Consider the following 26,682-nt stretch of genomic DNA (forward strand, 5'->3'; position numbering starts at 1 on the left):
TTTATCTTTATAGCTAAGTATGATTTTTAATTCTATTTCCATGAAATTTATTTGGCTGTGCTCCCTCTTTCTGTTGTGTGCTTTTATAAATACAAATGCTAATGCAGACATAATCACATCTGATTTTTATTCTTCATCGGCAAAGAGCTATAGCTCTGATTCCTTAATCTTTAGATATGGAAAGGAAGCCTATTTGAAAAAAATTAGAGTTATGAATTACCCGAGAGAGGCGATTATGTCAGAGAAACAAGGCACCATGATCTTTAAGATTACTATAACCCCTGAAGGGAATATGAAGGCCATGCTCCTCACAGATTTGGGAAAAGAGATTAACGAGGCGGTGACGGTTCTGATTGGAAGTTTAGGTGATCAGTTTCTGGTTCAACCTGAGGAGTATTCTATTTACCAGACAATTTTCTTTAGTCTACATCACGATTATCAAGAGGCCTTCGAAAGTTCTGTAGAGGGTTATAAAACGAGTTATGAAGGTTTGTGGATGCAGCCTACTAAGATTGGTGTTTTCATGAAAATTCGAACGGCTGTGTTTGCTGGCTCTAAGGCAAGGCCTATTGGGACATTAAATAAAACCACTACTACAAGAAGCGTTGGAAATACTAATTTGCCCAAAATTGAAAAGGAGGGCTATCAACTTAAAAACTACAATTCAAAGCTTAAACAGTACGAAAAGTATGTGGCAAAAGGAAAGACAAAGCAGGCATACAACGCAGTTTCAGAATTGATTCTTTATAATCCTTTTGATATAAAGCTAATCCAGGCGAGAAGAAGAATGGAAAAAGAACTGGGAGTGGATACTTACAAGGCTTTTGATATTCCTTTGGCTGTAGCCTTGTCTAGCGAAAACTAGGATATTTTTCTATTAAGGTAATGTAGTTTCAAACTTAGTTATGTCAAAAATTAGGCTCATATTTCTATTACTCGTCACTTCTATATGTTGTTATGCTCAGAAAGAAAGCACTTCTGTAAGACCTATCTTGAGAAATGAAGCTTTTGCATTGAGGTATGGGGAAGATAAGGACAGTTGGCCACTCTGGGCAAGAGATTCGGTAGACTTGAGCAATGGAATGGACTTGAACTCCCTTAGCATGAATGCTTTAACCTGTGATGGGGCTAAGATTGAATTTGATGAGACTTTAGACTTTGAAAGTATGGAGTCTGCGTATGCAGTTAAAAAAGTAATACAAAATGGCTTTTCCTTTGCTTATGTGAATGACCAATGGCTTTTCGACTCAAGTATTATGAAAATTGATAGAACAGCACCAATTCAGTGCCGCATAGAATCAAAGGGAATAGCATTGAATGAGTTATCTACGATTAGAGAAAAATTCCCTAAGTCATACGATTGGAGAGACGGGATTCCCAATATGTTACTGAGTGTTATCTCAGAAGAATACTGGAATGACATTGTTTTGGTCATCTTTAGCATAGCCAAGTCTGATGATACCCTCCAGCTATTCTATTACAAAGAAAAGCTATTCTTTATGTATAAAGGGATTTCTACCTCGGATAAATAAATAGGCTTTGTCTATGGGGGGCTTAGATTTAACAGAAAAAGCCAATCCTTTTGAAATTGAGCTTTGGTATTTTGAGAGCTTATTTGAAGAGTATATACTCCATAAATCGGCCAATCGTAGAAAACCAACTTGATTTGTCTTTGCCTATTTCTTCAAGTTCTTTTAATCTTTCTGAGTCATACCAACTAGAATTGTGAAATACTCCAGAAATTCTGCGCAAGTTTCGGGCATCTTCTAAAGGGTTTTGATCCACTAAAATAAAGTCGGCACGCTTGCCTATTTCAATAGTTCCAACTTTATCGTCAATATCGAGTGCCTTTGCCACGTTGATAGTGCCTGCTTTCATAATTTCGTAATCTTTAATCCCCACCTTTTTCCAAAGTTCAATCTCGGAATGAAGAATATACCCAGCAACCGTTAGGTTAGGCCCTAAATCTGTGCCGAGCAGTAATGGAACGTTGTTTTGATGAAGAATGGATAGAATTTCAGAGAGAGCTGTATTTTTGGAAGCGGAATATTTCTTTCCTTTTTCATCCATATTTAAGTAGCCCTCTAGCTGTTTATTTCCAATAAAACGAGTTAGAGGGTTAATGTACTCTTGCGGAATACTATCTAAGAATTCTCTATCTTCATTCATCGTACGGTATAGGTAATTGTAAATAATTAGTGTAGGCGTAACATAAATTTCCCTTTCAGATAAAATCTTAGCAATGCTATCGGTCTTTTTAGTCGAATATTTGTAGTTCATCATGCCTTGAAATATTTCTTCCGCATGTTCTATTGAAACTATATCCGAATTGGCTAAGGTTTCTAGATTAACTGCCCTAGGTGGGTGACCTGCAACTTTTATAGACTGGAGTTTTGCTTCGTCCATGATAGCTTTAAATACCTCTTCAGTAAGCCCATCATAGATTTTGACAAAATCATAACCTTTAGATTTAGTGAGTTTTACAGCTTTTCTTCCCTCATTAGAATTTTTTAATACTTTGTGAAATGGCCCACTATCGCTGCCCATATTAAGTGTTGGGCCAGCGGTGTAAATTGATGCGCCTGGAAATAAGTTATTATTTACTTCGCTCCTCCATCGCAAGTGCATAGGAAAACCCATCATGTTTCGCACAGTAGTTACACCTTGCGAAAGGTTCAGGGCTAAATCAGATCGATCAAAAATATGGGCATGTGCGTCTATTAAACCTGGTGCAAGGTATTTAAGCTGACCGTCAACCATTTTAATATTTTGTGAGGTTTCAAATTCGTCATAAATGCCTGTAATAATTCCGTTTTCAACCAATACAGTCTTGTCAGTAAGTACATGATTACTGTCCATAGGGATGATATTGACATGGGTAAATGCCACTTTAGATTCGTTTGGAACGATTGGGCCTGGTGAATCTAATTCCAGCCTGCCCACGAGTATGGCTGCTGTTACGTAGACAACAATGGCGAGTACAAGGAAGAGAAAAGCCTTCCCTATGATTTTAAGAATGCGTAAAATGAGTTTCATACTTATGACCTTTAAATATGCTTCAAAGATAGTCTCAGCTAATACTCAAGTAGTCCAGATTCCTGTTTTCGGACTGATTTTATTAAAATTTATTGTTGAAGTGTTTTTTTGAATTCGCTTGGGGTCATTCCAGTTTTTATTTTGAAGGCAGTATAAAAACTGGATTTGGAATTAAAACCCACTGCATAGAGTATTTCCAGCACTGTAGTTTTATCATCATTATTTTTCAAAAGAGAAATCGCCTCTTGAATTCTGTAGGAATTGACGAAGTCAGAAAAATTTTGGTTAAAATAACGGTTAATCACTTCGGAAATCGTTCGATTATTCATGTTCATCGATGTGGCAAGTTTTTGAATGTTGAGGTCAGAGTCTCTATATGGTTGGTTGGAGTTAAAATAACTTTGGATCAATTCGGCCAGAGAGTCGATTTCCTTCTGAGCGAGTTTGGAAGAAGTGTAACTCGATGCCGCATCGTTGACCAATGCTTCATCTTCAACTGAAACACCCTGAAAGAGTTCAGGTTGCCTTAACCCATGAAAGACCAAGCTTGTCACAAAAAAGAGTAATGATGTGATAAGAAAGCCGTAAAATAGATTCTCCATCACCAAATTATTAACAACAATCAGATTATGTATGGTATCAACCAGTGTGATAAAAATAAGGCCATATAGAAAGCGTTGCATCCATAATAGTGCAATGCTATCGAAGCGGGATTGCGTGTTTTTTATGATAAGGTGAAAGTGCTTAATGAGCCTAAACGAAAGAACCAAGTAGGTAGAAAAGCTGATCAAAATAGAGATTCCAGAGAGTTGAATTGGAATGATAGTGAAGTATGTAGCGCTAAGAGTGATTAACCATGGAAGTAAATGAAGAGCATTTCGAAGCGATAATTGAAAATCTTTATAAACTAGGCTTTTGATGTAAAGAAAAATGAGGGGGCCATACAAAAAGCCATAGGAATTGGTCAAATCAGGAATTGGCCACGACAAATTGAGATCAAAAATAAAATTACTGATCATATGAACAGCAAGTACAAATAGAAAAATAGCTAAGAGACTGTTGCTAATGTATTTGCCCCTTCTTTGACTTAGCAAGAAAGTCATAAATACTAGGCTCTGAAAAACCAGTAATAACTGAAGAATATTGATGATAGACAGTTGCATACTTTGAGTACTGAAAAGTAGCGTTTAAACAGAAAAAGCCCAATCCTTTTGAGATTGAGCTTTCTTATATTTTAAGAAATTTATTGATTAAGCTTCAGCAGCTTCTCCTGAAAAAGGAACAACAGAAACGTATGATCTGTCTTTTTTACTTTTTCTGAATTCAACCACACCATCAGACAAAGCGAATAGGGTATGGTCTTTACCAATGCCTACGTTTGTGCCTGGGTGATGTTTAGTTCCTCTTTGTCTTACAATGATGTTACCAGCAATAGCGGCTTGTCCACCGTATATTTTAACACCTAGTCGTTTACTTTCCGATTCACGACCGTTTTTCGAACTACCTGCTCCTTTCTTATGTGCCATGGTAAGTTGTTATTTAGATATTGTTTCGATTAAGACTTTGGTGAAGTTCTGGCGATGGCCATTTTTCTTCTTGTAACCTTTTCTTCTTTTCTTCTTGAAGACGATTACCTTATCACCTTTAACGTGTCCGATAATTTTACCGGAAACTTTTGCACCACTAACGGTAGGTGCGCCTACCTCGACTGTGCCATTATTGTCTAACAATAAGACTTTGTCGAACTCTACGGAAGCGCCTTCTTCGCCTGCCATTAATGGGGCATAAACGAATTGGTCTTGTGTTACTTTGAACTGCTTTCCTGCTATGTCTACAATTGCGTACATTATTTTGAATCTTTTCAAAAACGGACTGCAAAGATAACAGTTTGATTTCTAAAACCAAACCAAATGTTCGGCATAAATGCAAGAGATTTAACAATATTAAATTTTCATTTTTTTTGATCTTCAATTACGTTGAATACAAGTGTAAGTTATTAATGATGATGGTGGTGCTAATTGTTTGATAATTAGAAATATATTCGATCATATTGAAGGTGCTACATATGAAAAATGATCAAAAAAATCACGTTGATTTTTACGCAGTTTTGTGTAATATTTGTTTCAGGTTACGACCCCAAAACAACAACCTATCTTTCTGCTAAAGTCTCATTCCCAAGAATGCCAGACACTTATAGTAGAAGTACCTTATATTGTATAGGAATACTATCCCAAGGTGATGCCTCAAGGATAAAAATTTGCGTCAGGCAAAACTTGATGCAGCGTAATCTTTTTATTTAAAAAATAAAACCGATATCGAGAGATGAGTGAGCGAAGAGCAATAACAGAAGAACCATTATTGAAAGAGAACAAGGACAGGTTTGTGCTTTTTCCAATCAAGCATGATGACATCTGGGGTTACTACAAAAAAGCAGAAGCCAGTATGTGGACTGCTGAGGAAATAGATTTGCATCAAGATTTAACCGATTGGGAAAATAAGTTAAATGATGACGAGCGCTATTTTATTAAGCACGTGCTTGCGTTTTTTGCAGCTTCTGATGGTATCGTAAATGAAAACTTGGCAGAGAACTTTATTAATGAGGTTCAATATACTGAAGCAAAGTTCTTCTACGGTTTTCAGATCATGATGGAGAATATCCATTCTGAAACCTATTCGCTTTTAATAGATACTTATATAAAGAACCCTAAAGAGGCGGATGAGCTTTTTCATGCCATCGAGAACTTCGATGCGATTAAGAAAAAAGCAGAGTGGGCCCTGAAATGGATTGAGTCTCCTTCTTTTGGTGAAAGGCTGATTGCTTTTGCGGCAGTAGAAGGTATTTTCTTCTCTGGTAGCTTCTGTTCATTGTTTTGGTTAAGAAAAAGAGGCCTAATGCCTGGACTTACCTTTTCGAATGAACTGATTTCTCGTGATGAAGGTTTGCATTGTGATTTTGCAGTACACCTTCACAATCAGCACTTGATTAACAAGGTGCCGAAAGAAAGAATTAAAGAAATTATAGTTGATGCTTTAGATATAGAAAGAGAATTTATTACTGAATCTCTTCCCGTGCGTCTGATTGGAATGAACTCCGATTTGATGACGCAATACTTAGAGTTTGTTGCAGATCGACTGTTGATGGAATTGGAATGCGAAAAAGTATACAACTCCACCAATCCTTTTGATTTCATGGAAATGATTTCACTTCAAGGTAAAACCAATTTCTTCGAAAGAAGAGTAGGTGAATACCAAAAAGCTGGCGTGATGAAGGAAGGAGATGACGCGGATGCTCACAAGTTTAGTATGGATGAAGATTTTTAGTTTATATTTATAGACACCCCCAAAACCCCAAATATGTTAGTAGTAAAAAGAGATGGCAGACACGAGTCGGTAAAGTTCGATAAGATCACTGCCAGGATAGACAAACTATCCTACGGATTAGATCCCGCTTTCGTTGAGCCTGTGGAAGTAGCCAAGAAAGTAATTGAAGGATTGTATGATGGAGTAAGCACGCTAGACTTGGATAACCTAGCAGCAGAAATTGCGGCTACCATGACCGTGAAACACCCTGATTACGCAAAACTTGCAGCAAGAATTGCCATTAGCAACTTGCATAAAACTACCAGTAAGTCGTTTTCAAACACTATGAAAAGGCTCTACACTTATGTAGACCCTAAAACAGGTGAAAACGCTCCATTGATATCGAAAGAAACTTACGGAATAGTGAAGGCCAACGCTGCCACACTAGATTCCAACATTATCTACGATAGAGATTTTAGCTACGATTACTTCGGTTATAAAACCTTAGAGCGTTCGTACTTAATGAAAATCGATGGTAAAATCGTTGAACGTCCACAACACATGCTCATGAGAGTAGCTGTGGGTATTCACGGAGAAGACATTGAAAAGGCAATCGAAACCTACAATCTGCTTTCAGAAAAATGGTTTACACATGCCACTCCTACTTTATTTAATGCAGGTACGCCAAAACCACAGCTTTCATCTTGCTTTCTACTAACAATGAAAGATGACAGTATTGATGGTATTTACGATACCCTAAAGCAAACTGCTAAAATTTCGCAGTCGGCTGGTGGTATTGGGCTTAGCATTCATAATGTGAGAGCAAAAGGTTCATATATCAAAGGAACAGGTGGGGTTTCCAATGGTATCGTTCCTATGTTAAGAAATTTTGACATGACGGCTCGTTATGTAGATCAAGGCGGTGGGAAAAGAAAGGGGTCTTTTGCCATTTATATGGAACCTTGGCATGCCGATATCTTCGATTTCCTTGACTTGAAAAAGAACCACGGAAAAGAAGAATTAAGAGCAAGAGATTTGTTTTATGCACTTTGGATTTCTGACCTCTTTATGAAAAGAGTTGAGAATAACGAAGAATGGACACTTTTCTGCCCTAACGAAGCGCCAGGTTTGGCCGATTGTTATGGTGAAGAGTTTGAAAGATTGTATGAAAAATACGAGCGCGAAGGCAAAGGTCGTAAGACAGTAAAAGCGCAAGATCTTTGGTTCGAAATACTAGAATCTCAAATCGAGACGGGTACACCTTATATGTTGTATAAGGATTCGGCCAACAAAAAATCAAACCAGAAAAACTTAGGTACAATTAAGTCATCCAACTTATGTACTGAAATTATAGAATACACTGCTCCTGACGAAGTAGCGGTTTGTAACCTTGCCTCTTTGGCATTGCCAAAGTTTGTGAACGAAGAAACCGGTAAGTACGATTTCCAAGCTTTGTATGATGTTACCTATGTAGCAACTAAAAACTTAAACAAGGTAATTGATGTGAATTATTACCCTGTTGAAGAAGCTAAGAATTCAAACATGCGCCACCGACCAATTGGTTTGGGTGTACAAGGCTTGGCCGATGCATTCATTTTAATGAGAATGCCATTTGATTCTCCTGAAGCGCGTAAGTTAAACAAGGACATTTTCGAAACCATTTATTTTGCAGCCATGACGGCTTCAAAGGATTTGGCGAAAGTAGAAGGTCCTTACCAAACGTTTAAAGGTTCGCCAGTATCTAAAGGTATCTTCCAATACGATATGTGGGGCGTTACGCCAGATTCAGGACTTTGGGATTGGGATAACTTGAAAAAAGAAGTGAAGAAGCATGGTGTAAGAAACTCCTTGCTAGTGGCGCCAATGCCTACTGCTTCAACTTCTCAGATTTTAGGAAACAACGAGTGTTTTGAACCTTATACTTCAAACATTTATACAAGAAGAACTTTGTCAGGTGAATTCATTATTGTGAACAAACACTTAATGAAAGACTTGATCGAGCTAGGCTTGTGGAATGACAACATGAAGAATAAGTTAATTGCAGCCAAAGGTTCAGTTCAGGCCATTCCTGAAATTCCTCAGCACATCAAAGACCTTTATAAAACTGTTTGGGAAATTTCTCAGAAGAGTATTATTGAAATGTCTGCCGATAGAGGTGCCTACATCTGTCAGTCTCAGAGTTTGAACATTCACATTCAGGATCCGAATTTCGGAAAAATGACTTCTATGCACTTCTACGCTTGGAAGAAAGGTTTGAAAACAGGAATGTACTACTTGAGATCGAGAGCAGCAGCCGATGCTATTCAGTTTACAGTAGACAAGGCCGCAGCCAGTACACCAACGGCAGCACAGCTAGAACAAAAAGCAGCCGACATGGCTTGCTCGCTAGATAATCCAGATGCTTGCGAAGCTTGCGGTAGCTAATTAGAATTTAATATTTGATAAAGAGCCCTTACAGCAATGTGAGGGCTTTTTTTGTATCTTTAAAAGACTAATGGATTGTAAATGAAAGTCTTAGGTTACTTTTTGATGTTGCTGGGTATTTTTGCTGGGGTGCTTGTATTTTTTGTTTCTGGAGCTATTGAAATAGAACTGTTCGATGGGCTATGGAATTTACCCATTAAGGTATTTACCCTAATTCTTTCGGTGACCTTGCTTTTCTTTGGAATAAGAATTTTGAGAAGAAAAAGCAGGAGGCTAGAAGTTTAGCCTAGCAAATCTTCATACACCATGTTGTAATCAGAGTTCTTTTCAATAGAAGTAACGCTCACTGTTTGTACTTTGCCCTCACGGTTCATTACGAAGTCATTCCATTCATCGCCTTTGCCGCCAGTTTTATGGAAATCGATAATCTCTTTTTGAACAAATGTATTGTGCGTTTCGAGCCAAAGTTTGAACCAATGTCTTCTTTCATCCCTAACTGCTTCAGGGTAAAGTGTGCTCGAGCTCCAAATGTGAGGTTGAGTTGCATCTAATGGCTTTACATGCAAGTCATTTTCGTCCCAAACCAATTCAGTAGCGCTTAAATTTCCGTTCTCTTCAATTAAGATTAAAGTAAAGGGTTCTATTCCTTTGAAGTTGTATTGATCTACAAAGTGTTGAACATTACTGTATTTGAAAAAATCGAGCAGCATAATGCCGCGGCTAAGTTTGTAAGGCGGTTTGTGATGGTGCTTTTCAAACGCTCCGTTCAATAAACATAAGGTAAATTGCTTCTTGTCCGTAGCTATCCAAGTTCCTCCTGCAAGCGGATCTTTAGGAAAGAATATTTCTTTACCATGGACTTCATAAGCTTGTGGCGCATGGGCAGCCCGCTTAGGGGTTTCGTCCCGGTTAGAAGTTAAAATGTATGATGAAGCTCCTTTAGGAAGGAAGGTTACTGTGCACATTCAGAATCTCTCTGATATTTTATAGTAGAATAAGCTACCCCAAAACTTTCAGGGATTTTGACCTCAGAAAAGGCGTTCAGCAATGCAATTTTAATGATGGCCATATGGTGTACAGCATGTTCAATATTGTATTGCAATTCTCTAAATAAAGTGGTGTTGATTGTTACGGGTTCATTACCATCAAGAGAATAGTTGGCGTACATTGTTACAGGCTGATCTTCTGAAATGGCCATGATTTCTTGCCCTAAGCTATTCATTTTTTCAATGGCTAAAACACGATTTTCTTCTAATACTTTATCATGCGAGCGCTTATCGTAATCTACTTTTCCAGATATGTGCCCCACCATCATTAGGTCATAAAACTCAATGATATGTCTGATGTGTTTCCCAATAGAATTCTTAGATAGAATATTCAAAGGAGACCTAAACTCATTATCCTTAAGTTGATTTGAGATGGTAATGAGCTGGTTGAGTATTTCAACCGAAATTTGCTGTAACTGCATTTAAAGTGTGTTAAAATTTAGGCCACTAATAGGCAAAGTTACCAAAATATTCAATTATGTACATCTGCCTAAGTCTAAAGAAATTAAGCCTGCGTTTAAAAAGCAAGAAGATTAATTTTTAGAAATAATTTTTTCCCATTCGCTTTCTGCTTTTCTAAAAAGGTTTGCTTCGTCTTTATTCCAATCCTTTAATGTGTTATTGAACCTAAAGTTATAGAAAAGGAAAAGTCGGTTATTCTTTATTTTAAATGTTTCTGGGTCAATTTTAACCTTATCGCCAAAAGCCATAGCGTATGCACAATAGCCTCCATAGGCAGGCTCATATTTTGATGGATCGTTATCAAACAACGTTTTGTGTTTGATATTGGCGAAATAGTAAGTTGCCCCGTTGTGGGTTGATGATAGGCTTTTATTGCCTTCTAGTGCTTTATTTTCTGTAAAGTAGGCCACAGGGTCGTAGCCCTGTATGGCCAAGCCCTTTTCTAAATTATAATTTCCTGAATTAGTAGTCTGAGCATTCAGTCTGTTGATGAAACAAAAACTGACCAGTAGTAGCAAGGCGAAGTTTAATTTTTTCATTCATTTTTATTTTGTCTGTCAGGTAACGCTAGCTACTGTTCAGTAGTTGCTACATCCACTTACGTAATTAGCTAAAGTGTTAGATCGCAGACATTTTCAATTCGTAAGAAATTGAGAATTAATTATTCTTGTCTGGCTCTTTTTCTTTAGTGGTGATCAGCACTACACCGCCTGTTCCGCGTTCACCCCATCTCATCACTGCTTCAGGGCCATTAAGTACGCGAATAGATAAAATATCTTTAGGAGTAACTAAGGATGAAACTGCTCCATAGTCTTTGCTATGATCGATACCATTTACCACATACAATACACTCCCTGGGTTAGACATAAAGTTGGTGTTGGCGTACCTTCCTGCTATAAGATTAACGGTATATATACCGCCCTGACCTGTTACTTTTAGTGTGCCTAAACTTTGAAGGGCGTCTCCTAAGGTTTGATAAATGGAGTAGTCTTTTTTGGGAGCTCGGGTGCGCGAGTTTTGCATATTTTGAGCACAAGATGAACTCAATAGAAGGATTGAAAAAATGGCTACTGATTTAATTAAATGCTTCATTGTAAGTGTTTTAGCTGATTGTGACGGGCGGTAATCAATAAAAGCCAAATTATGGTGCGTTATTGGTCGATGTCTTTATTTCAACAACGCCTCCAGTACCTCTTTCTCCCCACCGCATAACGGCTTCTGGGCCATTCAAAACGCGTATGGATATGATGTCTTTTGGAATCACCAACGATGAAGCATTGCCGTAGTCTTTCCCTTGGTCAACTCCATTAATTACATATAATACGCTTCCAGGATCTGCGCCAAAATTGGAGTTGGCAAACTTTCCAGCTACGAGTGTTACAGTAAATGCCCCACCTTGTCCAGATACCCTTAATGTGCCGACACTTCGCAATGCATCGCCAAGGGTTTGGTAGATAGAATAGTCCTTTTGCTTTTTACTGTTTGACCCAGAACTACTCGCGCATGCTCCTAGAGAGAGAGATAAGATAATGATTAAGAAGGGTTTAATAAGAGGCTTCATAGTTAGTAAAGGTTGATTTTGTTCAACTAAATATACAAGAATGGAAAGGAAATCCCTTACTTAATTTTAATTCGTAGTTGAACAAAATTCTCAAGAGATGCTTTTTTGCGTTGTAAATCCAATCATGACTATCTCCTTTAAAATTCAGATTAGCAATAAATTGACGATATTTCGTGAAAAATTGCTTCTATGGCACAACGAAAATATAACCTAGAGGATCTTACTCGACTATCATACTTTACCCTAGAGCGAGCTTTGGCTTCTATTTTTTGGATGGATAGTGAAGGTAGAATTGTGTATGCCAACGATACTGCCTGTAAGAATTATGGCTACACAAAAGAGGAGTTTCTTAAAATGCTCATTTATGAGGTAAACAGAAACTACACAGAAAGTAGCTATAAAGAGATGTGGAAGCGTTTTCCTGCTGAAACTAGATTTACCATGGAATCTACACATTTCACTAAAAGCGGAGAGGAAATTCCGGTAGAGATATTTTTAAACTATGCCGAATTTGAAGGTGAGGCCTATAACATCAGTTTTGTTCTTGACATTAGCGAACGAAAACGAAAGGAAAAGCTATTAAAATCCATTACTCAAAATACAACTGCAGCTATTGGTGAAGACTATTTTAAACTATTGGTAGAGAATATTACCGATGCCTTAGGGGTAACCATGTCAATTGTAACGGAATGTACTAGCGAAGAAAAAACCCGCTTGCGTACTTTGGCTTACTACGAAAATGGGCAGCTACAAGAAAACATTGAATATGATGTGGCAGGAACGCCTTGCGAAATTATTCTTAAGACAATGAAACCTTACCATCAGAGTAATAGTGTAGGTAATGATTTTTATAAAGATGAAGGTGTAGAAGGCTATATCGGTTTTCCTATTGTGTCTAGAATGGGGGAGTGCATAGGCAATTTGGCTTTGTTTAGTGACCATGAACTTCATATTTCTGAAGAAGAAATTCAGATCTTAAATACCTTGGCCGAAAGGGCAAGTTTAGAGATTGAGCGAAATGCGGCAAAAGCTAAACTGATTAAGGCCTTAAATGAAGTTGAAGACTTGAAAGATCGACTCGAGGCAGAAAACTCATACCTACAGCAAGAGATTAAAACTGAGCATAACTTTGAAGAAATTATAAGTCAGAGTTTAAAATTCAAGCAAATTTTGACTCAAGTAGAGCAAGTAGCTAAAACAGACGCTACAGTCTTGGTTTTGGGCGAGTCGGGGACAGGCAAAGAGCTGCTTTCTCGAGCAGTACACAACATTAGTAACCGAAAGAATAGGCCATTGGTAAAGATCAATTGTGCCTCACTTCCTTCCAACCTAATTGAAAGTGAACTTTTTGGACACGAAAAAGGAGCTTTTACTGGAGCATTTACGCGCAAGTCGGGTAGGTTTGAATTGGCCGATGGTGGCACTATTTTTTTAGATGAAATTGGGGAGTTGCCTATTGAGCTTCAGGCCAAGCTGTTGCGCGTATTACAAGAAGGGGAGTTCGAAAGGCTTGGTGGCACCAAAACAATTAAAGTGAATGTTCGAATTATAGCTGCTACCAACCGCGAGCTGGAAAAGGAAGTGGCAGAAGGAAGATTTAGGGCCGATCTCTATTATAGATTGAATGTATTTCCAATTTACAGCATTCCGTTACGAGAACGTAAAGAAGATATTCCTTTATTGGTCAGTCATTTTGTAGATAAGTATGGTGCAATATTGGGTAAGAGAATATTAAATATTCCGAAAGGTGTAATTAAGGCGCTGCAAACGTATCATTGGCCCGGTAATATTCGCGAATTGGAAAATGTAATAGAAAGAGCAGTAATTATTAGTGGTGAGCAAAAGCTAGAGCTGGCAGGTTGGATGCCCAATAAAACTACTGAGCAATCAGAAACAGAATTATTAACCTTGGAAGACTTTGAAAGAAAATACATTCTCAAAGTTTTGAACGAAGTGATGTGGCGTGTGAGCGGAGAGAAAGGAGCCGCAAAAATATTAGGAATGAAGCCAACTACATTAGAGTCGAGAATGAAAAAACTCGGGATAAAAAGGTAGTTTAGGTGAAATTTGTTTTTCACGAAATATCGTAATTATTTTTCTGATTGCTATCTGCTGAAGGGAGTTTAGCTCATAACTTTCTGACTAATTGATGTTTGCCGAATAAGTCACTCAAATTACATTCTTGAAATATGATTCCGCTTATTTCATGATATTCACTTTATATCGGGAATATTTATCAGTGTTTTTAACATGGTATTTTTGAAAAAACGTAGTCAATTAATTGTATATCAATTAATTAAATAGATAAGTTATTGCTTGGCACATTCATTGTCTTAATGCAGACAATTCTGCAGACGGCAGAATGACAAGTATGGCTTAGTAATTAAAGTAGGGCTAAAAGTGTCTAAGGTTTTAATCGGTTGTTTATCTTTCAACCCGCAAATGAAGAAGAAGAAATTACCCCTGTTTATTGTTAAGTGGTTGAGCTATGAGTATTGGCCCTTTTGGTTGTTTTTTATGCCATTAGTGCCATGGTGGATTTACCTTGCTATCAGAGCTCGGTCGTTCACTTACTTTACGGCTGCCAATCCAGGCATTGAACACGGAGGTGTTTTTGGCGAATCTAAAATTGATATTCTTAAGAAAATTGATCCAAAATATTTACCTAAAACCCTTTTCTTCAAGAAGCTAACCCCTTGTGAAATCGTAACTCAGGAGTTGAAAAACATCCAATTGGAGTTTCCTATTATCGTGAAACCCAATGTGGGTGAGCGGGGTAACGAGGTGGAGAAAGTTGAAAATGTAGCGGCATTGGATCGGTACATCAAAAGGTCGAAAGAAGATTTTATTATTCAGGAATTTGTGAGTTATGATATCGAGTTGGGCGTTTTGTACTATCGTTTTCCCGACAGTGATAAAACCGGAATTACCTCGGTTGTAACCAAAGAGTTTTTGACGGTAACGGGTGATGGCAAATCCACTATTCGTGAATTAATGGAATACGATGACCGTGCACGACTTCAGCTAGAAAGCATGACGAAAAGACTAGGTTCAGCGCTGAATGAAGTCCTTCCTGAAGGTGAAAGGAGAAACTTAGAGCCAATAGGAAATCATTGCCGAGGCACCAAGTTCTTAAGCGGAATGCATTTGTTGAACGACCATTTGGTAAAAGTGTTTGACGATGTAGCTTCTGGAATTGACGGTTTCTATTTTGGTCGGTTTGATTTAAAAGTGAAGTCGGTGGAAGACCTATATCAGGGTGAAAACATCAAAATTTTAGAACTCAACGGAGTAACTTCTGAACCAGCGCACATTTACGACCCGTCTTATTCATTGTTAAGGGCTTATAAAGAAACGGCTGAGAATATGATGATGATGTACCGAGTGAGCAAGGCCAATATAAAACAAGGAGTAAAAGTGACTCCAGTTTTTGAAATGGCACGTTTGATCAAAACGCACTTTGGTCGTGAGAAAAATGAAACTATAAACCAAAGCATGACTACATGATTTGGCACATATTTCAAGCTTTAATTTTAGCAACAGCAATTAGTTTCGCAGGGTCGATTCAATTGGGACCGGTTAATTTCGGTACCATCAGAACAGCCCTTCGGTACAATAAAAAATCAGCCATACTTTTCGGTTTTGGGGGAAGTTTACCCGAACTATTCTATAGCGCTTTGGCCTTGGGTAGTTCAAATTTACTCAGTCGTTACGAATATCTTGATGACTACCTCAAATACCTGACAATCGGTGTTTTATTCATTTTTGGAATATATCTGATATTTCAAAAGCCCACTGAGGCAAGTGAAAAGGACAGTCCAGATAAAGGCAACCACGTATGGCGCGGTATGGGTTTCGGAATTCTAAATCCTCAATTATATCCTTTTTGGCTCTTCATTATTACAAACCTCAGAAGCAATAACCTGCTTACGGATGAGCGCTGGCCTGTGCAAGCGGTATTCGTAATAGGTACTGCTGCAGGGGCTTTTCTGCTACAATATTTGGTGGCGGTAGTTACCTCTAAAAAGAGGGAGTTTGTATACATGAAATTAACGAAGAACTACAACAAAGTACTCGGGGCGGTAATCCTCGCAGTGGCAGTTTTTCAACTGGTAGTAAACCTGTAAGAGCAATGCAAAGAGAAATTAAGTACTGGTATTTGAGAAATTACGACCTTTTCTCAAACCTCACAAAAGAACAAATCAATGACCTTTCGGGCATTTCTAAATTCGTGAGAATGAAGAAAGGCCACACCATTTATTTTGCCAGCGATCAAGTAAAACGCGTTTACTTTCTCATTAACGGCAAAATAAAAATCAGCGAAATGGATCAGTCGGGCAATGAAATGATCAAGGACATTTTGCTTACGGGTGACCTGTTTGGAGAAATCTCTTTCAATATGCTTACGCTCAGCCATGAGTATGCTGAAATACTTTCTAGCGAAGTAATTCTCTGCACTTTCACCATGGACGAGTTTGAAGAACTGATGCAAAAACACCCAATGCTTTGCTTAAACTTTACTAAAAAAATAGGGGACAAGCTGCGCAAGCTAGAGCACCGCCATGCCAATTTGGTGTTTAAAGATGTAAAAGAAAGGCTCAAAGACTTCCTTAAAATGTGGGCGATTAACGAAGGAAAGGACACTCCTGAAGGTGTGTTGATCAAGAATTACTTAACTCATAATGAAATCGCCAGTTTGATCAGCTCTTCCCGCCAAACCGTAACCACCATTATCAACGAACTTAAAGAAGAAGGCGCATTGTCTTACTCCCGCAGCCAAATTGTTATTCCGAATATTGCGGTGTTGAGTTGAGTGAGGGTGATAAGATTAACAGCCGTAACGCTTCTTTTTTTACTCAATGGACTGAGTTCTGTTTTGTCCACAAAGTCAATTACCCATTTAGGGTTGGTTCTGCTGTATTCTCTTAATATCCAGCCTATGGCTTTATTGATAAAGAATTTCTTCGAGCAAGTAAGTTAGCTAAAGAGCAGCCACTGTCTTTTGGAGTTTATCTAAAATCAAGGCTAATCTTGTAGTTTGATCTTCATAAAACAGGTTACCGATTATGGCCTCATGCAATTCTCTACTATCGAGAATTTGCTGAAATGATGTTTTTAGATATTCTTGAACCTCTTTTTGACTCTTCTGAATGACGGTTGTTATTTGACTGGTATGATTTAGCAGGTAGGTAATGTCTTCGAAATCATGACTGGTTCTAGGGTCTTTGCCTCCTCGATCATAAAACGCATCAAATTTACTGGCCAAAAAATGGGGGAGCGGCATCAGGTAAACGGATACGTCATCAATAGTTACTTCGAATTTTTGCTCAAAACCAGACTTGAACCATCGATTGGCAGGAGCCCAGCCTATGGCTTGTGTAGACATTACATCGATTAAAATATCCTGATACCTAAACCTACAGACCACTTGGTCTTGGTGCGATTGATGAAAACCTTTGGCAATAAGCTTTTCTCGAAGTTCTTCCAAAGCTACCAAACTTGTGATTTGGAGACTTATGTCAATGTCTTTAGTAGGCCTTACATCATCTGCTGAAGGGTCGTCAATATATAGGCTTACTACTGCTCCACCAACATAGACAACATCGCTATTTAGTTTACCAAGTGCTTTGGCAATAGTATAGGTGGCCTTCCGGTTGATGAGCGTGTTTTTTAGCATATGCGTTTTTTAAATTCCTCCATGGCTATTTTCTTTTCTCTAGCACGGCCAACGCGCATGGCGTCTGACAGAGCCATTAAAGCATAGAATTTATTATCTTTTAAGCAGGCCTGTGGTAATTTGGGGTGGAGCGGTTCTATGGCCTGGCCGCGAACTTCTCCTTCTGCATATGGCCACACATAAGGTTGATCACTCATGATTTTATCGCTCAATGGAGGAGCTGAGTGGGCGGTGGGCAACCCTCTTACCAAAGCTCCTGGTTGTTGAGGATAGACATAGCGGAGGCCGTGCTCTAGAAAATCGAGTATGGCCAGCCGCATTAACGTTTTCTTGTCGGGTGAAATAAGGCCAGCAATAACCGAACGATTTAGGCTCTCGCTTACTTCGCTGGCGCTAATGCCCAATTCGGCAGACAAGTCTTTCATAAGCCAAGACTCTTTTTGTTTAGCTGCAATTTTAAGTAGAATCGCAATATCATGGGGGCGCATGCCGCTGTGCTGCTTCATAAACTTCAGTGCTTTATGAGTCTAAGGTAGTAATAATTTGCAATTCGCGATTCGCGAATTGCAAATTATTACAAAGTGTTGACATTGTTTTTCTATCATTATGATAAAGAGTATATCTCAATAGAGATGTATGCGATCGAAGGAGTCTCAATATAATGAGGGTCAACAACTACCATTATGCTTTTCTTTCCCTTCTATCCAAAACTGACATAGTAGGTATGGACATTTCAAATAGACTCAAACTTGTTATTAATCCAACAAAGCTCGGTGGTTTAATTTGTTATTGCCCGAGTGGTATTTTTTTACAAACAATAAAATATTCATTTGAAGTTTTAGGTAGCAAATGATGATCTATGATTTCAAAGTTCTCTTCTGGGAACAGCATCTTTAGGTCTTGTAGTTTTAAAGGGTTGATTTTTGGTGTTAGTCCTAATTTATTTAGAACAGAAAACAGGCCATTCATAAATGGTTTTTCAGCCATGCATGGTGTAACCGAAACTATAAGACCTTCTGGCTTTAACAATTCATGCATTCTTGAAATTACTTGCTCTACAGACTCGAGTAAGTGAAGTACATGGAAGCATAAGATGACATCGTATGAAGCTGGCTTGAGGTAATTATCAAAAATGGTTACCTGCTTGTATTGAACGTTTGTTATTTGCTGCTTTTGAGCTTTTGTTTTAGCCAAATCGACCATCTTCTGAGAGAAATCAATGGCGTCAATCTGCTTAACTAATGGAGATATTTCATTAGCTATAAGACCAGTTCCACAACCAAAATCTAAGACCAGATACTCAGGTTTTAAATATTGGGCTAATTGATTTATAGTCTCCTGATATTTTTCCTTGTCCTTTTTTTCCTCTCTGTCATATGAGCTGGCCGCTCGGTCCCAGAATTTTACTGCTTTGCTTAAAGTGTTATTTTTCATCAACAAAGTAATTTATTTGAAACAGGTAATGACATCTTGCTCGAAGTATGGGACTTGATTTACCCAAAACATGTAACTCACTTTCAAAAAGTCTTTTGCAAAAGCATGTAAAAGAGGTACAATATTACTTCTTCCGTCATCTCCTTTATCTTGCTCTTCATTATAATCTAAGTCTGCGCCTGTTTTGCCAATGTAGTTTCCATCTTGAATTGCAATACCAAGGGGTACGGTGAATGCACCTTCGTGCATTTGGGCGAGTGCATGATTGAGTTGCCCTTTTCTGGTTACCATTAAGTCTGGTCCACCAAGTCCCACTCCAATTTCTTCTCCGTATTGATAAATATTTTTTAAGTAGCCTTTATCATCAAAAGGAAGCCATTCTCCGGGAATGAAATTAGCGTAAACCATAGTTGTGGAAGTTGGAAAAGCTTTTTTCAAGGCTAACATATTCTCTTTAATTCCTTGAACATAGGCTTCTTCTGAAAAATCAGAGTCGCTTTTAGTAACTCCAATGGCTGTTTCTTGGAGGTTGATCCCTTCAATTTCACCATCGAATTCTTTGCCAAGTGCAGTTAGCAATAGGGCGTATCGCTCCCTTACATTTACATTCCAGCGCTTGGCTACCCATCCTTCCGGTTCTCCATTTTCATCATGTTGTAAAATGGCGCCACCTTTATATTCTTTGGTGGTTAAGTATGAAGGGACAGCTTTATATTTGGGGTCAAATGTCACATCTTGTAATTGTATAAAAAGCTTTTTACCAAATTGTTTTAAGTAGCGGACGTCCTCTTCAATAGCCGTAAAATCGTATTCATTTTTATTTGCTTCTAGATCTTTCCAAGCATACATAATCTGTGCACCTGTAAAAGAAGAATGTTGAAGTAATGGATGACCTTTTAGTGCTCCTCTGTCTCTTGCAAAGTATACAAAGTGTTTAATGCCATCTTCAGGGATAGGACATTTGGCATTCAGGTATTTTTTATAAGCATCAGTGTATCTTTCTGAAGGGTTCTGCCAACCTTGAGCCTGAGAAAAGAACGGCAGAGATAACATTAAGTAAAGAATTGACAGGGATTTAATATTGTATAAAGTCATATTTAACGAATCAGGATTTGTTTATCAATTAGCTTTTGTCAGCGTGCTTACTTTACCTCCTTGCTTCAATATCATTTGTCCCTTTTCAGGAATGAATTTAATCTGAATTCCTGCTGGGTCGTATTTAAACTCTCCTTTCGCGGTAGCTTGTAAGTTCATTTTTGAATCCCCGGCCGCTTCTATTTCTAGCTGCTTGCCACGTTTTGTTACCGTTAGTTCTACTGGAAATGTTTCGCTTGAATACACACCCACATATTGGTTTAGCTCTGAATGTTTTGGATTGTAGGTTCTAAAATCGGGTATGTTAAAGTACTGATTAAAGAGGGCGTTAACTATGGTTACGGAGATCAGGTTGAGGTTATAGTCCATTGCATTGGCAGTGATGGCAAAAGCATATTTGCTGTCTTCAAAATATCTTAAAGCAGTCTGAAAACCATCTATTTCTCCATTATGGCCATAACTGACTTTATTGTAGTAAAGTGTTTTGAATAGCCCCATTCCAAAGCCGTCTTGAATGGTCTTCATTGCCTCCATACTTTGTTTGGATAGTATATTATTATTGAATAATGCATGAGCAAATAAAACCAAGTCAGTAGGGGTGGATACAATACCTCCAGCTCCCAAGCCAATCGAACTATGTGTTTCGGCCGTTTTTGTCCATTTGTTATCTAATGTATAAGCGTGGCTTTCATTATTATTTACATTAATAGGAGTGCCAAAAGATGTATTCACCAAATTGAGTGGTTCAGTGATATGCTCTTTCAGTATATTGGAATAGGAGTTTTGATAAATTTCTTCCAAAATATAAGTTAGAAGAATATAATTTGAATTGCTGTAGGCCGCCTTGGTATTTGGTACAAAATCACTACCTCCTTGCGCGATGAGTGCTACCATTTCTGTCTTCGTTTTTGAATTGGTGTGGTAACTCAAAAATTCATCTTTATCATCTGTGTAATTATGAATACCACTTCTATGGTTCAGTAGGTTTGAAATCGTGATTTGCTCAGAATTTTCAATACTTGGAAAATAGTTGTCTATGGTTTCGTTCAGTGATACTTTGCCCTCCTCTATGGCTTTAAAAATTAAGATGGCAGTGAATAGTTTTGAAACCGAACCAATTCGGTACTTTGTGTTGTTATTTGGTTCTTTTTTAGTCTCTAATTCAGCAAAACCTACCTGTTTAGTGTGAATTATTTGTCCCTCTTTTAACAGAGCTACACTTCCCATAAATTTATTATTGGCAGCTAGCGTATCGAAATACTCACTGAGCCTGGTGGTATCTATTCCTTGGGTCCTTCCTGTTTGGACTAAAATGACAAAGGTCAGAAATGAATAAAAAAATCGTCTTAGCATCATTCTCCTATTTTTTAGTAAGTTCATCGTAAGTACTTTGTATTTCAGACAAATCGGGCTCTTGCTGCATCCACTTTACTCGCTCTTTTTGTGTAGGCATCCACCTGTAAAGCCAGCTAATTCCCCATTTTTTGTAGTACGTGTCTTCTTGTTGATAGATAGGGTCGGTTAGCGATTCTTCTAAGCTTATAATCTCGTAATTTTCGTTATTCAGCCTTTCGATAATTTTAGACAAATAGTCTGCATTAATGGCGTTGTCATGGCATAAATAGATATGCTTTACTGGGTAGTTGTAAATTTGACTTGCCAGAGAGTCGAAGAAAGTGACAAGCTCAATGGTTTTGTTTACATAGGCTTCTCCTACCTCGTGGGCTTTGCTTGTTTGACCATTATTCAAATAATACTGATACACCGTGTCGAACATCCAATCGGAGCTTTCAACGGTAAAGGGTGTAATTATATATCCCTTTTTGCTTAATGCAGCTTTTACTTTTGTATGCTGAAGTGAATCCAAGCCCAAGTCGTTGAAGGGAAACCTGAAATACTTTAGGTTCTTTTTATGTTTTGATGCATAGGCTTTTGTCAGTCTTTCTCCTTTTTCAACATCTCCCATGAAGTTATCTAGCCCAACATCTGAATACCTAGGATGGCTGAAGGTGTGATTTCCAATAAGTGCGTTTTTGTTCTTAATCCAGACTTCTAAAAGTTGTTCGTTTCTTTGGGTAAAATCTGTTTTAGATATTTTGTCTTCGTTAATGAAGACGGTAAAAGGAATATCTAAAGAATCTAACCTATTCATCAATATAGATTTGAATCCGTCTTGTTCAAATTTTGAGGTATTAGGTACATCATCAATTGTAATAGAAATTGACTTCCCTTGACCAAAGGATAACTGATGAGTAATAAGGGTTAAAAGAGCAATGGTTAAGTTTTTAAGTTTACTAAGTTTCATGTTGTTTAATGATTGTTTTGAGCTGGTTTAAAAGTTTGAATTATTTTACTGTCGACCCAGTAAATGTCTTGATTGCTAGTAAAAAAAAGGTACTTGCCATCTTTACTAACGAAAGGGCATAATTCGTGATTTGGTGTATTTATGAGTTCTCCCATATTTTGGGCTTTTGACCATGAGCCCTCCTTATTCTTAAAGCTTATATATAAATCACCTTGGCCGAAACCTTCTTTTCTTACGGCACAAAAAATCAGATATTCTTCATTCGGATCCACAAAAACATCAGCTTCATAAGCATTGGTATTTATAGTGTTGTCAAGTAGTTTGCTAGGCTGAAAAGCGCCATTTTTATTTCTGGAAACATAAATATTAAAATCCTGCTGCCTTTCTTCTGAGGCTGCTCTGTTTGAAGCAAAGTAAATATCTCCAGTAACAGTGAATGAAATATAATACTCATTCTTATTTGAGTTTATAGAAGGACCTGCATTTACCATTTCTAAGCTCCATTCTGATTTGTCTCTTTCTATATACCATATATCATAATCTTCTTTAACATCATGCCTGTCTATTGATCGTTGTGAAATAAAGTATAATCTCTTTTCATCTGGAGATAAAAATGGGTCGTTGACACTATATACTGGGTGTGAAAGTAATGTCCTTGGCCTACTCCAAGTATTGCCTTCTAACTTGGTAAATCGAATTTCAGATTTACCATTTACGTCTACCCCATAGTAAAATTCAGTGGCTTGTTGGTTGAAAACCGACCCAAATTCTGATTCTTCTTGGGTAGAAATAAGGTTAGGAGCAAATATTTCGGGGCTTGTTGTAGGTGGTGCTTGTCCTAGGTATTTTAGCTTGTTATCTACTTCCTGTGAATAAATAAGGTTGGTGAAGAATAAACAGAGAATGAATATGGTACTGATTGGCGTTTTCATGTTTAGTCAATTCCAAATTTACCGTTCATTTCGCTTAGAATTTTCTCTGAGTTATAACCTATACCGTTTTTAAAAACTGTCTCTACTCTTTCAATCACACCATCATTGGTTTTTAAATCTCCGTTGAGAATGACGAAATCAGCCCTTTTACCAGGTTGTATTAAACCAATGTCGCTACGCCCTAATGCCTTAGCCCCATTGCTTGTCATTACCTGAATAGCTTCTTCTGTCGTAAACCCAGCTTCTATCAATAACTGATAATTTCTTTGATCACCCAAACCAGGCAAAACGTGTCTTCCGGCATCTACACCGCTGCACAAAAGGCCGCCCATTTTAAAGTATTGATATTCAAAAGCCATAATTCTTTTGAGTCTATTTTCTCTGGTCAAATTTTTAGTTTCTTGATCAAAACCCTTTCTACGTTCTCTATATTGACTTTGTAGATAGGGGGACATTATTTTTAGTGATCTTTCATCAGCAAAGGCTCTATTGGGTACGCTGGCTTCGTAAATGGCTAAGGTTGAAGTTAAAAATACTTGATTATCAATCATTAACTGGTGTAGTTCTTTAACTTTTGGGCTGTCAATAATGAGTTCATCGAGGTATTCTGTGCTTCCATTACAAATCCCATACGATTTATTGGATCTAAAATCACTAGTGCTGTTTAGCCCATGTTCTATACCATCAATTCCCAACTTTGTAGCTTCTTCAAATGTAATCGAACACAAGTGACCTCTTACTTTGGCCTTGTTTTTATGAGCTTCGTCAATAATGATTCTCAGGTCGTTCGGGTTGGTATTTCTATACACCTTAAACCATTCTACACCTTGGTTTATCCAGTATTGCATGGTATCGCGTAGGTGTTGTTCATTTCTAGGAATTATCATGTTAGGGTTACCGCCAGTGCCAGTGATGAAGGGAGCACTAGGGATAATCTCTGGGCCCATAAGTTCTCCTTGAGTGATTTTCTTTGCAAGAATAATTTCATGCTCTGGAGATGCTGCTCCGCAAGTTTGAATAGTTGTAACTCCAGAAGCCAAATAGAGTTTTGAAGCCTCATGTCCTACATTTGGAAATTGTGGGATATGTAAGTGGTTGTGCATGCCTACAATTCCGGGAATAATCGTTTTATCTGTTACATCTATTACCAAGGCATTTTGTGGTACTTCAACGTTATTTCCAAATTCTTGAAACAGTCCGTTTTTGATGATAAGCGTTTGATTTTTTCTTATTGAGCGTCCTGTGCCATCTATAACAGTGGCATTTGTTAAAGCAATTACCTCAACATTATATTCTATATAGGGTTGGGCTACCTGTAGAGAGTCTGGATTTTTATTGGTGCTGCGTTGAAAAAATGTACTGTAGGGAGTTTGTGGTATTGCATGGGTATAGATTAGACTTGCGATTACTAATTTAAAAACGCGAAGAGACAGATTGACTTTGATTTTGTTAATCATTGATGGTTAAGTAGGCTAGTTATTGTCAATGTTTTTTCAAGATCAAAAGTATTTAATATGAAGAAGCTAGTATTGTAAAAATTGGACATTTTAACTGCCTAGCTTATAAAAATCACTAGGATTAAAACCAGTAAAGGCCTTAAAATCATGAATAAAATGTGCTTGATCGTAATAGCCATTGGTATAAGCCGCCTCCTCTAACACGGATTGACTATTTGATTTTCTTATGATGGATTCAAATCGAATTATTCTTGAATACATTTTGGGATTAAATCCCGAGAACTCCTTGAATCGTCTTTCAAATTGTTTTTGTGAGATACAAAAATCACTGGCTAGCTTCGATATTTTTGTGTTTCCATTACACTTTTTAATTTCTTGTATTGCGTTGGTGATAAGCTTGTCTTTATACCAGTGTTTTTCTATTAGCGATTTAAAGAAGCGTGTTATAACACTTATTCGTTCTTTTGTGGAGGTAGCCAAAGCTACCTTTTCAGTAAGTATTGCTCCTTCTGAACCTAAGAATGTATTTAAGCTGATAAATTGGTTATTTAGTTCTGAGGCTGAAATATTAAATAGATTTGGAATAGCATAAGAGTAGATTGATACACCAATAAGATGGTAAAAACCATTTACTGGAAATTGATTAGGGGTGTTGGTGTGGCCTTGTACAACTGAAAAAAGTAATTTGGAGCGGGGGGCATCACTCTCAAATGCAAAGGTAATTTCAGTTAAACTATTTGCGATAATGTAGTAGCTCGAATTGGGGCTTTGATATTCTGGATTCCATGTACCTACCCAAAAGTGACTTATAATATCTTTTAACTCTCCATCAGGAGATAGAACTTGATATTGCATCTTTGTTTTTTATCTCTGGTATTTAATCACATAAAGCTGGTAATACCACCAACTTAAGGCTAAACGAATTGAAATTGAGAGATATTTCGTATAGCAAAAAAACTATTTGAATCACTGACTAAACGATATAGGTTATAATGATGGATTTATTTCAACACCCCCCACAATGTTCATCTTTCCCTTCAAATTCAAAAGTAGCGTGGTCGATGTGTTCTTCTTTAAGCAAGGATTTGGCCTTTGATTTTATATTGGCCATTTCATCCATAGAAATTTCCTTTTCAATGACAAGGTGTGCAGAAAGCACATTGTATTCTCCGTCCATCGACCAAACATGGCAATCGTGTACACCCGTAATTTCGGAAATCGAGAGTAAGGTCTTGTGAATTTGCTCAATGTCCACTTCATTGGGTTTGGCCTGAAGAATAATGAGTGTGCTCTTTCTAAGGTTTCGAAATGCATTGTAAATAATGTACACCGCAATTAATAGCGATAGAATTGGGTCGATAATGGGCAAATCCCAAAACATCATCACTAAACTGCCGATGAGCACAGCCACCCAACCCAAAACATCTTCTAATAAGTGCAGAGAAATAACTTCCTCATTGATAGAAGAGCCTTTTCTAAGTTTTAGCACGGCTGCTCCATTAACGATGATTCCAAAAATAGCGAGGAACATCATGCCTTTAGCATCTACAGTTTCAGGGGCGAATAATGCAGGAATGGCTTGACTAAGAATAATACCCGACCCCACCAACAGCACTATAGAGTTGATAATGGCGCCCAACAGTGAAAAACGCTTGTAACCGTAAGAGAATTTCTTGTCGCGCCCTTTTAGTGAAAGCTTTTGGAAGTACCATGAAAGTCCAATGCTGAGGCTATCGCCTAAATCGTGAAGGGCATCGGAAAGAATGGCCAAACTGCCAGTATAGATTCCACCAACAATTTCGATTAGGGTGAAAAACAGGTTTAAGAAGAAGGCAACGCGTAAGTTGCCTGTTCCATGATGATGGTGGTGATGTCCGTGATGATGATCGTGCCCCATGCCCAAAAGTACAAGACAAAACCGTGCAACAGGGCTTCAAGAAGACTTTGGTTTGT

The 26,682-nt window shown here is 37.8% G+C and carries 28 protein-coding genes and 1 pseudogene; 9 read left to right on the forward strand and 20 right to left on the reverse strand.

Annotated elements, in window-relative coordinates:
- The first annotated feature begins 211 nt into the window (after positions 1-211).
- Complete coding sequence (locus OB69_RS04460; protein WP_157608489.1) at positions 212-865, forward strand: energy transducer TonB; 654 nt, start codon at positions 212-214, stop codon at positions 863-865.
- 40 nt (positions 866-905) lie between these two features.
- On the forward strand, positions 906-1,532 hold the full coding sequence (locus OB69_RS04465; protein WP_053222502.1) for a hypothetical protein: 627 nt from the start codon (positions 906-908) through the stop codon (positions 1,530-1,532).
- A gap of 79 nt (positions 1,533-1,611) precedes the next feature.
- Here OB69_RS04465 and OB69_RS04470 read toward each other — a convergent pair whose 3' ends face one another.
- From OB69_RS04470 to rplU, 4 genes are all read right to left on the reverse strand, one after another.
- Positions 1,612-3,036 carry an amidohydrolase family protein gene (locus tag OB69_RS04470; RefSeq protein ID WP_053222503.1) on the reverse strand — a complete coding sequence of 475 codons (1,425 nt, stop codon included), beginning with the start codon at positions 3,034-3,036 and terminating at the stop codon, positions 1,612-1,614.
- An 89-nt stretch (positions 3,037-3,125) separates the two neighbouring features.
- Positions 3,126-4,199 carry a helix-turn-helix domain-containing protein gene (locus OB69_RS04475; RefSeq protein ID WP_053222504.1) on the reverse strand — a complete coding sequence of 358 codons (1,074 nt, stop codon included), beginning with the start codon at positions 4,197-4,199 and terminating at the stop codon, positions 3,126-3,128.
- Between the two features lie 87 nt (positions 4,200-4,286).
- Entirely contained in the window at positions 4,287-4,562 is a 276-nt protein-coding gene (gene rpmA, locus OB69_RS04480; protein ID WP_053222505.1) for a 50S ribosomal protein L27, read from the reverse strand.
- Between the two features lie 9 nt (positions 4,563-4,571).
- A complete protein-coding gene (rplU, locus tag OB69_RS04485; protein WP_053222506.1) occupies positions 4,572-4,883 on the reverse strand; it encodes a 50S ribosomal protein L21 in 312 nt (103 codons plus the stop codon).
- Positions 4,884-5,358: 475 nt separating this feature from the next.
- Here rplU and OB69_RS04490 point away from each other — a divergent pair, with 475 nt between their 5' ends.
- From OB69_RS04490 to OB69_RS04500, 3 genes are all read left to right on the forward strand, one after another.
- Positions 5,359-6,357 (forward strand): ribonucleotide-diphosphate reductase subunit beta, encoded by a 999-nt coding sequence (locus OB69_RS04490; protein ID WP_053222507.1) that lies wholly within the window; start codon positions 5,359-5,361, stop codon positions 6,355-6,357.
- Positions 6,358-6,390: 33 nt separating this feature from the next.
- The gene (locus OB69_RS04495; protein ID WP_053222508.1) at positions 6,391-8,760 is read left to right on the forward strand and encodes a ribonucleoside-diphosphate reductase subunit alpha; all 2,370 of its coding nucleotides are present in this window, start codon (positions 6,391-6,393) and stop codon (positions 8,758-8,760) included.
- 81 nt (positions 8,761-8,841) lie between these two features.
- Positions 8,842-9,045 (forward strand): hypothetical protein, encoded by a 204-nt coding sequence (locus tag OB69_RS04500; RefSeq protein ID WP_053222509.1) that lies wholly within the window; start codon positions 8,842-8,844, stop codon positions 9,043-9,045.
- On the opposite strand, the gene OB69_RS04505 is transcribed toward OB69_RS04500, so the two are convergent.
- The 5 genes from OB69_RS04505 to OB69_RS04525 all read right to left on the reverse strand — a co-directional run bounded on the left by OB69_RS04505 (position 9,042) and on the right by OB69_RS04525 (position 11,829).
- Positions 9,042-9,725 (reverse strand): NRDE family protein, encoded by a 684-nt coding sequence (locus OB69_RS04505; RefSeq protein WP_053222510.1) that lies wholly within the window; start codon positions 9,723-9,725, stop codon positions 9,042-9,044. The genes OB69_RS04500 and OB69_RS04505 overlap by 4 nt on opposite strands.
- Positions 9,713-10,228 carry a DinB family protein gene (locus OB69_RS04510; protein WP_053222511.1) on the reverse strand — a complete coding sequence of 172 codons (516 nt, stop codon included), beginning with the start codon at positions 10,226-10,228 and terminating at the stop codon, positions 9,713-9,715. Before OB69_RS04510 ends, OB69_RS04505 begins: the two co-directional genes overlap by 13 nt.
- 111 nt (positions 10,229-10,339) lie before the next feature.
- Positions 10,340-10,807, reverse strand: a complete 468-nt coding sequence (locus OB69_RS04515; RefSeq protein WP_053222512.1) for a YHS domain-containing (seleno)protein — start codon at positions 10,805-10,807, stop codon at positions 10,340-10,342.
- A 118-nt stretch (positions 10,808-10,925) separates the two neighbouring features.
- Complete coding sequence (locus tag OB69_RS04520) at positions 10,926-11,360, reverse strand: SusC/RagA family TonB-linked outer membrane protein (protein WP_053222513.1); 435 nt, start codon at positions 11,358-11,360, stop codon at positions 10,926-10,928.
- A 49-nt stretch (positions 11,361-11,409) separates the two neighbouring features.
- Entirely contained in the window at positions 11,410-11,829 is a 420-nt protein-coding gene (locus OB69_RS04525; protein WP_053222514.1) for a TonB-dependent receptor plug domain-containing protein, read from the reverse strand.
- A 189-nt stretch (positions 11,830-12,018) separates the two neighbouring features.
- Here OB69_RS04525 and OB69_RS04530 point away from each other — a divergent pair, with 189 nt between their 5' ends.
- The 4 genes from OB69_RS04530 to OB69_RS04545 all read left to right on the forward strand — a co-directional run bounded on the left by OB69_RS04530 (position 12,019) and on the right by OB69_RS04545 (position 16,642).
- Positions 12,019-13,884, forward strand: a complete 1,866-nt coding sequence (locus OB69_RS04530) for a sigma 54-interacting transcriptional regulator (RefSeq protein WP_082338069.1) — start codon at positions 12,019-12,021, stop codon at positions 13,882-13,884.
- Positions 13,885-14,271: 387 nt separating this feature from the next.
- On the forward strand, positions 14,272-15,336 hold the full coding sequence (locus OB69_RS04535) for an ATP-grasp domain-containing protein (RefSeq protein ID WP_053222516.1): 1,065 nt from the start codon (positions 14,272-14,274) through the stop codon (positions 15,334-15,336).
- On the forward strand, positions 15,333-15,956 hold the full coding sequence (locus tag OB69_RS04540) for a LysE family translocator (protein ID WP_053222517.1): 624 nt from the start codon (positions 15,333-15,335) through the stop codon (positions 15,954-15,956). Before OB69_RS04535 ends, OB69_RS04540 begins: the two co-directional genes overlap by 4 nt.
- Before the next feature lie 5 nt (positions 15,957-15,961).
- Positions 15,962-16,642 carry a Crp/Fnr family transcriptional regulator gene (locus OB69_RS04545; RefSeq protein ID WP_053222518.1) on the forward strand — a complete coding sequence of 227 codons (681 nt, stop codon included), beginning with the start codon at positions 15,962-15,964 and terminating at the stop codon, positions 16,640-16,642.
- On the opposite strand, the pseudogene OB69_RS18415 reads toward OB69_RS04545, so the two are convergent.
- The 11 genes and pseudogenes from OB69_RS18415 to OB69_RS04595 form a co-directional block, all read right to left on the reverse strand.
- A pseudogene (locus tag OB69_RS18415) lies at positions 16,594-16,785 on the reverse strand (DNA alkylation repair protein); the annotation flags it as partial. The gene OB69_RS04545 and the pseudogene OB69_RS18415 sit on opposite strands and share 49 nt — an antisense overlap.
- 25 nt (positions 16,786-16,810) lie before the next feature.
- On the reverse strand, positions 16,811-17,506 hold the full coding sequence (locus OB69_RS04550; RefSeq protein ID WP_053222519.1) for a nucleotidyl transferase AbiEii/AbiGii toxin family protein: 696 nt from the start codon (positions 17,504-17,506) through the stop codon (positions 16,811-16,813).
- On the reverse strand, positions 17,500-18,012 hold the full coding sequence (locus OB69_RS04555) for a hypothetical protein (RefSeq protein WP_053222520.1): 513 nt from the start codon (positions 18,010-18,012) through the stop codon (positions 17,500-17,502). Before OB69_RS04555 ends, OB69_RS04550 begins: the two co-directional genes overlap by 7 nt.
- Positions 18,013-18,292: 280 nt before the next feature.
- Complete coding sequence (locus OB69_RS04560) at positions 18,293-18,940, reverse strand: class I SAM-dependent methyltransferase (RefSeq protein ID WP_053222521.1); 648 nt, start codon at positions 18,938-18,940, stop codon at positions 18,293-18,295.
- Between the two features lie 12 nt (positions 18,941-18,952).
- A complete protein-coding gene (locus OB69_RS04565; RefSeq protein WP_185096862.1) occupies positions 18,953-19,993 on the reverse strand; it encodes a hypothetical protein in 1,041 nt (346 codons plus the stop codon).
- Between the two features lie 66 nt (positions 19,994-20,059).
- Positions 20,060-21,391 (reverse strand): serine hydrolase domain-containing protein, encoded by a 1,332-nt coding sequence (locus OB69_RS04570; RefSeq protein ID WP_185096863.1) that lies wholly within the window; start codon positions 21,389-21,391, stop codon positions 20,060-20,062.
- Positions 21,392-21,395: 4 nt separating this feature from the next.
- Positions 21,396-22,340, reverse strand: coding sequence for a polysaccharide deacetylase family protein (locus OB69_RS04575; protein WP_053222524.1), 945 nt, complete (start codon positions 22,338-22,340; stop codon positions 21,396-21,398).
- 5 nt (positions 22,341-22,345) lie between these two features.
- Positions 22,346-23,272: a PD40 domain-containing protein gene (locus OB69_RS04580; RefSeq protein WP_053222525.1), complete on the reverse strand. Its 927-nt coding sequence runs from the start codon at positions 23,270-23,272 to the stop codon at positions 22,346-22,348.
- 2 nt (positions 23,273-23,274) lie between these two features.
- Positions 23,275-24,729, reverse strand: coding sequence for an amidohydrolase family protein (locus OB69_RS04585; protein WP_082338071.1), 1,455 nt, complete (start codon positions 24,727-24,729; stop codon positions 23,275-23,277).
- Between the two features lie 90 nt (positions 24,730-24,819).
- Positions 24,820-25,584, reverse strand: a complete 765-nt coding sequence (locus OB69_RS04590) for a helix-turn-helix domain-containing protein (RefSeq protein WP_053222526.1) — start codon at positions 25,582-25,584, stop codon at positions 24,820-24,822.
- A 151-nt stretch (positions 25,585-25,735) separates the two neighbouring features.
- Positions 25,736-26,626 (reverse strand): cation diffusion facilitator family transporter, encoded by an 891-nt coding sequence (locus tag OB69_RS04595; RefSeq protein WP_053222527.1) that lies wholly within the window; start codon positions 26,624-26,626, stop codon positions 25,736-25,738.
- Positions 26,627-26,682 lie beyond the last annotated feature (56 nt).

Origin of the sequence: Roseivirga seohaensis subsp. aquiponti, from assembly GCF_001267955.1 — a bacterium.
Lineage (GTDB): Bacteria > Bacteroidota > Bacteroidia > Cytophagales > Cyclobacteriaceae > Roseivirga > Roseivirga seohaensis.

Coding starts and splice junctions, on each gene's coding strand:
- rpmA (WP_053222505.1), bottom strand. CDS start 4,562: ATGGCACATAAGAAAGGAGCAGGTAGTTCGAAAAACGGTCGTGAATCG.
- OB69_RS04475 (WP_053222504.1), bottom strand. CDS start 4,199: ATGCAACTGTCTATCATCAATATTCTTCAGTTATTACTGGTTTTTCAG.
- OB69_RS04500 (WP_053222509.1), top strand. CDS start 8,842: ATGAAAGTCTTAGGTTACTTTTTGATGTTGCTGGGTATTTTTGCTGGG.
- OB69_RS04525 (WP_053222514.1), bottom strand. CDS start 11,829: ATGAAGCCTCTTATTAAACCCTTCTTAATCATTATCTTATCTCTCTCT.
- OB69_RS04555 (WP_053222520.1), bottom strand. CDS start 18,012: ATGAAGCAGCACAGCGGCATGCGCCCCCATGATATTGCGATTCTACTT.
- OB69_RS04595 (WP_053222527.1), bottom strand. CDS start 26,626: ATGGGGCACGATCATCATCACGGACATCACCACCATCATCATGGAACA.
- OB69_RS04565 (WP_185096862.1), bottom strand. CDS start 19,993: ATGTTATCTCTGCCGTTCTTTTCTCAGGCTCAAGGTTGGCAGAACCCT.
- OB69_RS04590 (WP_053222526.1), bottom strand. CDS start 25,584: ATGCAATATCAAGTTCTATCTCCTGATGGAGAGTTAAAAGATATTATA.
- OB69_RS04560 (WP_053222521.1), bottom strand. CDS start 18,940: ATGAAAAATAACACTTTAAGCAAAGCAGTAAAATTCTGGGACCGAGCG.
- OB69_RS04570 (WP_185096863.1), bottom strand. CDS start 21,391: ATGATGCTAAGACGATTTTTTTATTCATTTCTGACCTTTGTCATTTTA.
- OB69_RS04515 (WP_053222512.1), bottom strand. CDS start 10,807: ATGAAAAAATTAAACTTCGCCTTGCTACTACTGGTCAGTTTTTGTTTC.
- OB69_RS04460 (WP_157608489.1), top strand. CDS start 212: ATGAATTACCCGAGAGAGGCGATTATGTCAGAGAAACAAGGCACCATG.
- OB69_RS04510 (WP_053222511.1), bottom strand. CDS start 10,228: ATGCAGTTACAGCAAATTTCGGTTGAAATACTCAACCAGCTCATTACC.
- OB69_RS04495 (WP_053222508.1), top strand. CDS start 6,391: ATGTTAGTAGTAAAAAGAGATGGCAGACACGAGTCGGTAAAGTTCGAT.
- OB69_RS04535 (WP_053222516.1), top strand. CDS start 14,272: ATGAAGAAGAAGAAATTACCCCTGTTTATTGTTAAGTGGTTGAGCTAT.
- OB69_RS04575 (WP_053222524.1), bottom strand. CDS start 22,340: ATGAAACTTAGTAAACTTAAAAACTTAACCATTGCTCTTTTAACCCTT.
- OB69_RS04550 (WP_053222519.1), bottom strand. CDS start 17,506: ATGCTAAAAAACACGCTCATCAACCGGAAGGCCACCTATACTATTGCC.
- OB69_RS04530 (WP_082338069.1), top strand. CDS start 12,019: ATGGCACAACGAAAATATAACCTAGAGGATCTTACTCGACTATCATAC.
- OB69_RS04545 (WP_053222518.1), top strand. CDS start 15,962: ATGCAAAGAGAAATTAAGTACTGGTATTTGAGAAATTACGACCTTTTC.
- OB69_RS04520 (WP_053222513.1), bottom strand. CDS start 11,360: ATGAAGCATTTAATTAAATCAGTAGCCATTTTTTCAATCCTTCTATTG.
- OB69_RS04490 (WP_053222507.1), top strand. CDS start 5,359: ATGAGTGAGCGAAGAGCAATAACAGAAGAACCATTATTGAAAGAGAAC.
- OB69_RS04540 (WP_053222517.1), top strand. CDS start 15,333: ATGATTTGGCACATATTTCAAGCTTTAATTTTAGCAACAGCAATTAGT.
- OB69_RS04580 (WP_053222525.1), bottom strand. CDS start 23,272: ATGAAAACGCCAATCAGTACCATATTCATTCTCTGTTTATTCTTCACC.
- rplU (WP_053222506.1), bottom strand. CDS start 4,883: ATGTACGCAATTGTAGACATAGCAGGAAAGCAGTTCAAAGTAACACAA.
- OB69_RS04585 (WP_082338071.1), bottom strand. CDS start 24,729: ATGATTAACAAAATCAAAGTCAATCTGTCTCTTCGCGTTTTTAAATTA.
- OB69_RS04465 (WP_053222502.1), top strand. CDS start 906: ATGTCAAAAATTAGGCTCATATTTCTATTACTCGTCACTTCTATATGT.
- OB69_RS04470 (WP_053222503.1), bottom strand. CDS start 3,036: ATGAAACTCATTTTACGCATTCTTAAAATCATAGGGAAGGCTTTTCTC.
- OB69_RS04505 (WP_053222510.1), bottom strand. CDS start 9,725: ATGTGCACAGTAACCTTCCTTCCTAAAGGAGCTTCATCATACATTTTA.